Origin of the sequence: Synechococcus sp. ATX 2A4 (assembly GCF_024346375.1) — a bacterium.
In the GTDB taxonomy this organism is placed as follows: Bacteria; Cyanobacteriota; Cyanobacteriia; order PCC-6307; family Cyanobiaceae; genus MW101C3.
In genome coordinates, this window is the sequence record NZ_JAGQCV010000023.1 from 1 (window position 1) to 8398 (window position 8398).

At 64.3% G+C, this 8398-nt stretch carries 9 protein-coding genes; 6 read left to right on the plus strand and 3 right to left on the minus strand.

The features are described 5' to 3' along the window. Nucleotides 1-768 precede the first annotated feature (768 nt). Nucleotides 769-1227, minus strand: a complete 459-nt coding sequence (locus KBY97_RS14405) for a hypothetical protein (RefSeq protein WP_255148000.1) — start codon at nucleotides 1225-1227, stop codon at nucleotides 769-771. Nucleotides 1228-1249: 22 nt separating this feature from the next. Here KBY97_RS14405 and ruvA point away from each other — a divergent pair, with 22 nt between their 5' ends. The 6 genes from ruvA (at nucleotide 1250) to KBY97_RS14435 (ending at nucleotide 3832) form a co-directional block, all read left to right on the plus strand. Continuing rightward, on the plus strand, nucleotides 1250-1912 hold the full coding sequence (gene ruvA, locus KBY97_RS14410; RefSeq protein ID WP_255148005.1) for a Holliday junction branch migration protein RuvA: 663 nt from the start codon (nucleotides 1250-1252) through the stop codon (nucleotides 1910-1912). Between the two features lie 70 nt (nucleotides 1913-1982). Continuing rightward, entirely contained in the window at nucleotides 1983-2252 is a 270-nt protein-coding gene (rpsO, locus tag KBY97_RS14415) for a 30S ribosomal protein S15 (protein ID WP_255148007.1), read from the plus strand. An 8-nt stretch (nucleotides 2253-2260) separates the two neighbouring features. Next, nucleotides 2261-2680 (plus strand): PAM68 family protein, encoded by a 420-nt coding sequence (locus tag KBY97_RS14420; protein WP_255148008.1) that lies wholly within the window; start codon nucleotides 2261-2263, stop codon nucleotides 2678-2680. A 140-nt stretch (nucleotides 2681-2820) separates the two neighbouring features. Next, on the plus strand, nucleotides 2821-3189 hold the full coding sequence (locus tag KBY97_RS14425; protein WP_255148010.1) for a CsbD family protein: 369 nt from the start codon (nucleotides 2821-2823) through the stop codon (nucleotides 3187-3189). Nucleotides 3190-3345: 156 nt separating this feature from the next. Then, nucleotides 3346-3492, plus strand: coding sequence for a lmo0937 family membrane protein (locus KBY97_RS14430; RefSeq protein WP_255148012.1), 147 nt, complete (start codon nucleotides 3346-3348; stop codon nucleotides 3490-3492). Nucleotides 3493-3598: 106 nt separating this feature from the next. Beyond that, on the plus strand, nucleotides 3599-3832 hold the full coding sequence (locus KBY97_RS14435) for a hypothetical protein (protein ID WP_255148014.1): 234 nt from the start codon (nucleotides 3599-3601) through the stop codon (nucleotides 3830-3832). A gap of 113 nt (nucleotides 3833-3945) precedes the next feature. Here KBY97_RS14435 and KBY97_RS14440 read toward each other — a convergent pair whose 3' ends face one another. Both KBY97_RS14440 and KBY97_RS14445 read right to left on the minus strand, forming a co-directional pair. Then, on the minus strand, nucleotides 3946-7509 hold the full coding sequence (locus tag KBY97_RS14440; RefSeq protein WP_255148016.1) for a DNA polymerase III subunit alpha: 3564 nt from the start codon (nucleotides 7507-7509) through the stop codon (nucleotides 3946-3948). Nucleotides 7510-7742: 233 nt separating this feature from the next. Further along, nucleotides 7743-8398, minus strand: a 656-nt coding sequence (locus KBY97_RS14445) for a calcium-binding protein (protein ID WP_255148018.1), incomplete at its 5' end; no start/stop codon positions are given.

Here is an 8398-nt window from a genome sequence, read left to right on the forward strand (position 1 = left end):
GAGGCCCAGCCAACCGCCATGGCAAGCCGAAGTGACCTGGTCGCATCGGCGACGCAATGGCTGCCCTTGAAGAGGGACTGGGCTATAGTTGGCTGTTGGAATCTGCCGCGTAGCGGCTTAGTTCAACGCTGAATGGGCGGATCCGCAGAAAAACGCCTTTCAGGTCTCTTTGCAGCATAAACGGGGAAATCCCTAATGCAACATGACCAAACTCCAGTCTTGGACTGGTCTTTCTGATTCCCCTGCAGGTCCTTGGCGATTGATCTGGTTCCGCATAAAACTGTTCGCATCGATACATCTTGAGAGACTTCTCTCCTCCCCGCGAAAGTCTTGAATTGTGATCACATGGTCGCCAAGTGGCAGTGGCCTTGCTGGTCTCCCACTCCTACCATGATTCAGCCTTTCAACGCGATGGCTTCAGTGACTGCCTAGAAAGACTCATTGCCACTTTGGGCGGAAATTCTCTATTCCGGTCCTGGTCTCTCCATCAAATCCTGCTGCTGATGGAGGAGAGTCCAAGCCTTCCCTGCGCCGAAGCTTTCGAGCCTTCCAACGCCACAATCACCGGTTCTGCGACCCGCGCGAGACTTTTCCTGCAGGATCCCCCGGCATCGTCTGCTGAGGCGTCCGTTGTCGTCCTCAGCGAGTGCAAAGGGTTCCGCCTCAGTGGTTCAGAGCCAGCGTTCGCAATCCTCGCCAGCAGCGTGAGCGATGTTCGGGCTGAGATCGTCGCCCAGGTCTTCGACCACCGCGTCATGCTCAGCCCGCTTACCCCTTCAACGGCAGTGGATCGCTCAGCCAGCCGGGGCGGTCGCCGTCTGCGCTGGGCCGCGCCAGGCGCCAGCTCTGCCCCTTCTCACCGCGCAGCAGGTACAGCTCGAAGGCGCTGTCCACCCGGTAGGGATCGTTGGCGAGCCGCCAGTCGAACTGGCCGCTGAGGTGCAGCCCCTGGCGATCGCCGATCGGGATCGTCTCCTGGTGGCTGACGCGCACCCGGCTCACCTGGGGCGCTCCGGGGGGATCGAGGGCGAGGGCCGAGGCGATCGAGCGCTGGGTGAGGGCGATCTGCAGCTCCAGGGCATCGAGCAGCACCTGCTGCGACGGCTGGCCCGCCCCCTGACAGCCGCTGAGCGCCAGCAGCAGCCCGAGCGCCAGAGCGATCAGGCAGGCGCCCAGCGGCGGCAGCACAGGCCGCGCACTGGCGGAGGGGAGGGAACCGGGCAGCATGGGGGCGCCTCAAGATGTGCCCATGATCGGCTGGCTGCAGGGCGCTGTGGCGGAACAGTGGCAGCAGGGACACCGCTGCGGCCTCCTGCTCTGCTGCCAGGGGGTGGGTTACGAGGTGCAGCTCACCCGCCGCCACTGGGAACGGCTGCCGGGAGAGGGCGCGACGCTCACCCTCCACATCCACCAATCGATCCGCGAGGACGGCTGGACCCTGTTCGGCTTCGGCGGGCGGCAGGAGCGGGACCTGTTCCGCTTGCTGGTGGCGGTCAGCGGCGTGGGCCCCCAGCTGGCGCTGGCCCTGCTGGGTGCCCATCCGCCCGAGGAGCTGGTGCGCGCGATCGTGCAGGCGGATCTGCGCAAGCTCTGCCAGGCGCCGGGCGTGGGCAAGCGCACGGCCGAGCGGTTGGCGGTGGAGTTGCGCGGCAAGCTCGCCGAGAGCTTCGGGGGAGCGGGCGCGCTGGCCGAAGGGGCCTTCGGCCTCGATGACACTGCCGCAGACGGCGGCACCACCCCCCTGGCCGCCACCCGCGACGAGGTGCAGATCACGCTGGAGGCGCTGGGCTACGCGCCGCTGGAGATCAACCGGGCGCTGCACGCCGTGGGGCGCAGCGGCCTGGAGCCGGCTGAAGGGCCCGATGCCTGGCTGCGCGAAAGCCTGCGCTGGCTGGCCCAGCAGGCCGCCTGACTCCCCCCGGGCCAGGGGGGCCCATGGGGCGGTAAGTTGTCTGTTTGCACCGTCAGGGCCCGACGCCGGCATGCCGCTCGATACCACCAAGAAACAGGAACTGATCAACACCCACCAAACCCACGGCACCGATACCGGTTCCGTCGAGGTGCAGGTGGCGATGCTGAGCGAGCGGGTCTCCCAGCTCACCGGTCACCTGCAACAGAACAAGCACGACTTCTCCTCCCGCCAGGGGTTGTTGAAGATGATCGGGCGCCGTAAGCGGCTGCTCGGCTATCTCCGCGCCCAGAGCGAAGATCGCTACGCCCAGCTGATCGCCAGGCTCGGCATCCGGGGCTGAGCAACACCATGGCGGCCAAGCGCAAGCCCCGCCCGAAGGCCTCAGGCCTTGCCCCCTCTGCCACGGCCGGAACGGGCAAGCCGGCCAAGGCCAGTGGGGCGAAAGTGATTCCGCGTGCCGTGGCCAACCGCATGGCGCGCCGCATCGCCCTGGCCACGGGGGTTCCCTCCTTCCTGGGCATGGCGGCGTTTGTGGTCAGCTATCTGCTGGTGAGCCGCAACATCTACGACGTGCCCCCGGTGCTCACCCTCGCGGTTTCCGGCGGCCTGTTCCTATTGGGCGTGCTGGGGCTCAGCTATGGCGTGCTCTCGGCCAGCTGGGAAGATGCTGCCGGCAGCCTGCTGGGCCTTGAGCAAATCGGTTTGAACATCAGTCGCGTGCGCGCCTCCATCCGGGCGATGCGCCAGGGCAGCAAGGCGCCCGGCTGAGCGGCAGCGCGCCAAGCCATGGCGTGGCAAAAGCTGCTGCAGATCTGGCGTGGAACGGTGCGTCAGTGGTGCGTTCATGGCGCGATCGTGATGCGTCCGCGGCGGCGGTGGAGGGAGCTGGCTAGCTGTTGGGGGTGCCCTTGCAGATTGAGCCCATGAAACGAATGGATCGGAGGTTTCCGATTTCCCTGATTCTCGCGGTGGTCGTGATGATCGCCTCCTGCATGTTTGAGCCTCCAGCAATGGCTCTGACCAGCTTCGTGACCCCTACCCCCTTCGCCGCCAGAATCATGTCCAAAGATCTCTCTGCCTCCGCCAAACAAGCAGAAGGCCAGCTTGAAGCGGCCCACGGCGAACTCACCGGCGATGCTGGCGAGAAGCTCAAAGGCCAGGCCAAACAAGTCCAGGCTGCAGCGATGCAGGCCGGCTCTGATCTCAAAGAGGGCGTGAAATCGACCGCTAACAAAGTGAGCGATGCCACCTCCAAGGCCGCCGACAAGATCAAGTGATCCGGCCCTGAAGCGCACAGGCCTGGCATGGGAACTTTCCTGTGCTGGGTCTTTTCATCTCGCTTCATCTCCCTTCTGGCCTTGCTTACAGGCCTGCAGGCGGACACCAATGATTGAAATCTGATCACGACCTTTATTCATCCAGGAGTGTCTCCCATGCTGGAAACCGTGGCCGTTGTGCTGCTTGTGTTGTGGCTGCTGGGTCTTGTCAGTTCGTTCACATTGGGTGGCTTGATTCATCTGTTTCTCGTGGTGGCTGTGGTGATCGTTGTGCTGCGGTTGCTGCAGCGCTCCAGAATCTGATGGAGCGCCCAAGCCTTTCTGCACGGTTCATTCCCTCTCTTCTGGCTCCATGATCCGGCTGCTGGCAACCTTTCGGCTTCAGGTGGTGATGGCGGTATCCGCTTTGGTGCCGGCGCTGCCGGTGGACATTCAGGCCCAGACCATTGATGCCCGCAACCTGGCCATGCACTTCTGCCAGCTCGCTGTGACCAATGAAGTGCGGCGCTCGGGCCAGAGCGTGCCTGAAGGCTTAACCCAATCCACCTGCCAATGCTTTCTCAAGCAGTTTGATTTCAACAGCAACCTCAAGGCGGCTGAAAGCATCTGCCGGCAGGAAACATTGCGCAAATATGGGCTGTGATGGCGCTCTGAAACCAGAACAGGGCCACCTGAGCCATGCAGAGCGCCGATCGGCCTGAGCCATGCCGAGCGCAGATCGGCATCCGGCCAGCTTCAGATCAGGCCAGCGGTGGTTCAGGCCAGCTGCAGGGGTGAGTGCAGCCGGGCGGTGAAAGCGGCGGCGTGGAGTGTGTCCACGGCGGCCACGCCATCGCGCACGCAGAACTGGTGGCCGAAGCGCACGTAGCGGGTCTGGTCGTGCAGCTTCACCAAGGCCACCACCGGCACCCGCACGCCCGCTTCGTCCGGTTCGGGCCGGTGCCGCCCCAGGCACTCACGCAGCTGATGTTGTACGGCGATGTCGGCGGCCTGCTCGGCCTCCAGCTCCACCAGCAGCAGCTGCAGATCATCAATGGCGCGGCAATCGTCCACGATCAGCTGCACGCGGTCGTCGCGTCGATCCACCGACGCCCAGATCAGCAGCCGTGCATCCACCATCAGGTGATCGCAGAGCCGCGCGAAGGTTTTCGGAAAGACCACCGCTTCGGCGGTGCCGGTGAGGTCTTCGATCTGCAGCACCGCCATGCGATCACCTTTGCGGGTGGTGACATTGCGGATCTCCGGCACCATCGCCACCACACTCACCCGCGCTTTGTCGGCCTGCTCCTCGAGCGTGGCTAGCCCGATCGGTGAGAGAAGCCGCATCGGCTCCGTGAGCTGGCGCAGCGGGTGATCGGAGAGGTAGAAGCCCACCAGCTCCTTCTCCAGCCGCAACTTCTCTTTTGGTGGATAGTCGGCCACAGGAGCCGCCTTCGGGGCCAGGGTGTGATCCGCGCCGCCAGCACCCCCAGCGCCACCCCCAGCGCCACCGCCTGCGTTGGCGCCGCCAGCGGTGGGCGGGGCGGCGAACAGATCGAACAGGTTGCCCTGGCCGCTGGCCCGATCGCGGGCGCGCGAGCCCGCCCAATCCAGCACCAGATCGAGATCCGCCATCAGCTGGGCGCGGTTGGCGTTGGGCTGCAGGGCATCGAGGGCGCCGCAGTGGATCAATGATTCCAGTGCCCGCCGGTTCATCAGGTGGGTGGGGATGCGATCGCAGAGATCAGCGAGAGACGCAAAAGGCCCATCCGTCTGGCGGGCCTCGAGCAGCTGACGGATGGCGCCATCACCGAGGTTGCGCACGGCGGAGAGGCCGAACAGGATGCGATCACCGGTGGGGGTGAAGTCGATGCCCGAGGCATTCACATCGGGAGGCATCACCTCGATGCCCATCGACTGGCAGTTGGCGATATAGCGCTGCACCTTGTCGGTGCTGCTGGCGTTGACGGTGAGCAGGGCGGCCATGTAGGCCACCGGGTAATGCGCCTTGAGATAGGCGGTTTGGTACGTGACCGCCCCATAGGCGGTGGAGTGGCTTTTGTTGAAGCAGTATTCAGCGAACAGCACCATCTGCTCGAACAGCTTTTCCGCCACGGCACTGCTCACACCGCGGGCCGTGGCCCCCTCCACGAACTGGCTGCTGTGCTTCTGCATCTCCGACACCTTCTTCTTGCCCATGGCGCGGCGCAACAGATCCGCTTCCCCCAGCGAGTAGCCGGCCAGATCCTGCGCGATGCGCATGATCTGCTCCTGGTACACCATGATCCCGTAGGTTTCCTTCAGGATCGGCTCCAGGGCCGGGCAGGCGAACTCAATCGCTTCACGGCCGTGCTTGCGGTTGATGAATTTGGGGATCAGGCCGGCATCAAGCGGGCCGGGGCGGTAGAGCGCCAGGATCGAGGAGATGTCTTCCAGCGACGAGGGCTTGAGATCGCGCACGATCTGACGCATGCCGCTGGATTCCAGCTGAAAGATGCCTTCCAGATCACCGCGGGCCAGCAGGTCATAGGTGCCGGGATCATTGGCCGGCAGGGCATCGGGGTCGATGCGTTCACCGCTGCCCCGCTCCACCAGATCCACCGTCTTTTCGATCATGGTGAGGTTCTTGAGGCCGAGGAAGTCCATCTTCAGCAGCCCCATCGCCTCCACATCTTCCATGAAGTATTGGGTGATCACCTGGCCATCGTTGTTTCGCTGCAGCGGCACCAGCGAATCGAGCGGTTCGGCGGCGATCACCACGCCGGCGGCATGCACACCGAAGGTTTTATTGGTGCCTTCGATGCGGCGGGCCATGTCCACCCAGCGGCGCACATTGGCGTCGTTTTCATACTTGTCCCGGAACTCCGGCGCTGGGGACTCTGGGCCGATCATCTCGGCGAGTTTGGCCGGTTTGCCCCTCACCACCGGAATCAACTTGGCCAGCCGGTCGGCGTCGCCGTAGGGGATGTCGAGCACGCGCGCCACATCCTTCAGCACCGCCTTGGAGGTCATGCGGTTGAAGGTGATGATCTGGGCCACCTTGTCGTCGCCGTAGCGCCGGGTGACGTAATCGATCACCTCGCCGCGCCGCTCGATGCAGAAGTCGGTGTCGATGTCTGGCATCGACTTGCGTTCGGGGTTGAGGAAGCGCTCGAACAGCAAGCCGTGCTCCACCGGATCAAGCGCGGTGATGCCAAGCGCATAGGCCACCAGCGAGCCGGCCGCCGAGCCCCGGCCCGGACCCACCGGGATGCCCTGCTCACGGGCATAGCGGATGTAATCCCACACCACCAGAAAGTAAGTGGGAAAGCCCATCTGCTCCATCACCTGCAGCTCGAAGGCCAGCCGCTCGCCATAGAGCGGCGTGAACGGCTCGGCGGCCGAGAGCCCCAGCCGCTGGCGCAGCCCCTGCTCGCTCACCTCGCGCAGATAGCTCACCGCCGTGTGGCCAGCGGGGATCGGGAAGCACGGCATCTGCTGGCGGCCGAGGATGTCGTAGGCCTCCACCTTCTCGGCCACCATGGCGGTGTTGGCGATGGCGCGGGCCACCACGGCGGCATCGAGATGATCGGCGAACAGGCGGCCCATTTCCGCCTCGCTCTTGATGTATTCGGTGCCGGTGTAACGCAGGCGCTTTTCGTCGGTGACCAGCTTGCCGGTGAGCACGCAGAGCAGGGCGTCGTGCGCTTCCACGTCACCGCTGGTGAGGTAGTGGGCATCGTTGGTGGCGATCAACTCGATGCCGAGTTCAGCGGCGATGCGCACGATCTCCACGTTCACGATCCGGTCTTCCGGTGAGCCGTGATCCTGGATTTCCAGGTAGAAATCCTCCCCGAACAGTTCTTGATACCAACGGGCCACCTCGCGCGCCACATCCGGGCGGCCGCGCAGAATCGCCTGCGGAATCTCACCGCCCAAGCAGGCGGTGGCCACGATCAGTCCTTCGCTGTACTGCTGCAGCAATTGTTTGTCGATGCAGGCGCGCGCAAAGATGCCGCGCCCGCGCATGCCGCGCAGATGGCTGATGCTCGTGAGCTTCACCAGATTGCGGTAGCCAGTGTCGTTCTTGGCGAGCACCACCAGGTGGTAGCGGCGCTCTTTCTTCGGCTGCGGATCTTCGATCGAGCCGTTGATCACATACATCTCATTGCCGATGATCGGCTTGATGCCGGCTTTGGTGCACAGCTTCAGCAGCTCGATCGCGCCATACATCACCCCGTGGTCGGTGAGGGCGAGGGCCGGCATGCCCAGCTCCACCGCGCGCTCCACCATCTGCGGCAGCTGGCTGGCCCCGTCCAGCAGGCTGTAGTCGCTGTGGTTGTGAAGCGGTACGAAGGCCAAGGGCGTGGGGTGGGCGTGGGGTGGCGGCCTCCAGCCTAGGGGAAAACCACTAGATCAAGGCCATGGAAGGGCCTTGTTGGTGGCGGGCACACCAGATGTGGTGTGGGTGGGGTTCTCTTGCAGGGCAGTAGGCGTGTGGGAGGTTGCGGAGTGGGAATGGGCGTGGCATTCCCCTCTGCTGCTAGACCCCGCTGGTCTCCAGCAGGGTGAGTGGCGGTGTCCTTGGCGGTGCTTCAAGTCACCGAGAAGCTGGCACTTGTAAGCGCCAGGCCTGGTGTGAGCGTGGCAAAGGCGATGGCCGCAGTTCCGCCGTTGCCATCGCTGTCGTAGCTGAGGAGGCCGGTGGCGCTGTTGTAGAGGATGCGGTGGGCAGCGATGGTGGCGGTGGCGCCGATGCGGAAGGCGGCGGGGGCGAGTGTGCCGGTGGTGGGAAGTGCGGTGAATACACTGTTTTCGAGTTCGATGCGATCACCTTGGGCGATGGAGAAATCGGTGATGGTGTCGCGATTGGTGGTGGCATTGAGTGGGGCATCAAAACGGAAGGTATCCGCACCGCTGCCGCCGATGAGGGTGTCGTTGCCAGGGCCACCGATGAGGGTGTCATTGCCGGCTCTGCCTTCTAAGCGGTCGTTGCCGCCAAAGCCGCGGAGGGTGTTGTTGAGGGCGTTGCCGCGTAGGCTGTCGCTCTGGGTGCCGCCATTGATGTTTTCAAAGCGATCGGCGGCGTTGAGCTGAAGCCTGAGGTTGGGGTTAACCGTCTGAAGGGTGGCGAGTTGTAGATCAAGGACAACACCACGCGTGGTGGTGGCATTGAAGGCAAGGGTATCAATGCCGCCGGCCGCGCCGGCAGTTTCGATGAGGGTGTCAGTGCCGAGCTGGGTGTCGGCAT

What these genes read in the sequence shown, in the direction of transcription:
- KBY97_RS14405 (WP_255148000.1), bottom strand. Translation starts at nt 1,227, where the DNA reads ATGCTGCCCGGTTCCCTCCCCTCCGCCAGTGCGCGGCCTGTGCTGCCG.
- ruvA (WP_255148005.1), top strand. Translation starts at nt 1,250, where the DNA reads ATGATCGGCTGGCTGCAGGGCGCTGTGGCGGAACAGTGGCAGCAGGGA.
- rpsO (WP_255148007.1), top strand. Translation starts at nt 1,983, where the DNA reads ATGCCGCTCGATACCACCAAGAAACAGGAACTGATCAACACCCACCAA.
- KBY97_RS14420 (WP_255148008.1), top strand. Translation starts at nt 2,261, where the DNA reads ATGGCGGCCAAGCGCAAGCCCCGCCCGAAGGCCTCAGGCCTTGCCCCC.
- KBY97_RS14430 (WP_255148012.1), top strand. Translation starts at nt 3,346, where the DNA reads ATGCTGGAAACCGTGGCCGTTGTGCTGCTTGTGTTGTGGCTGCTGGGT.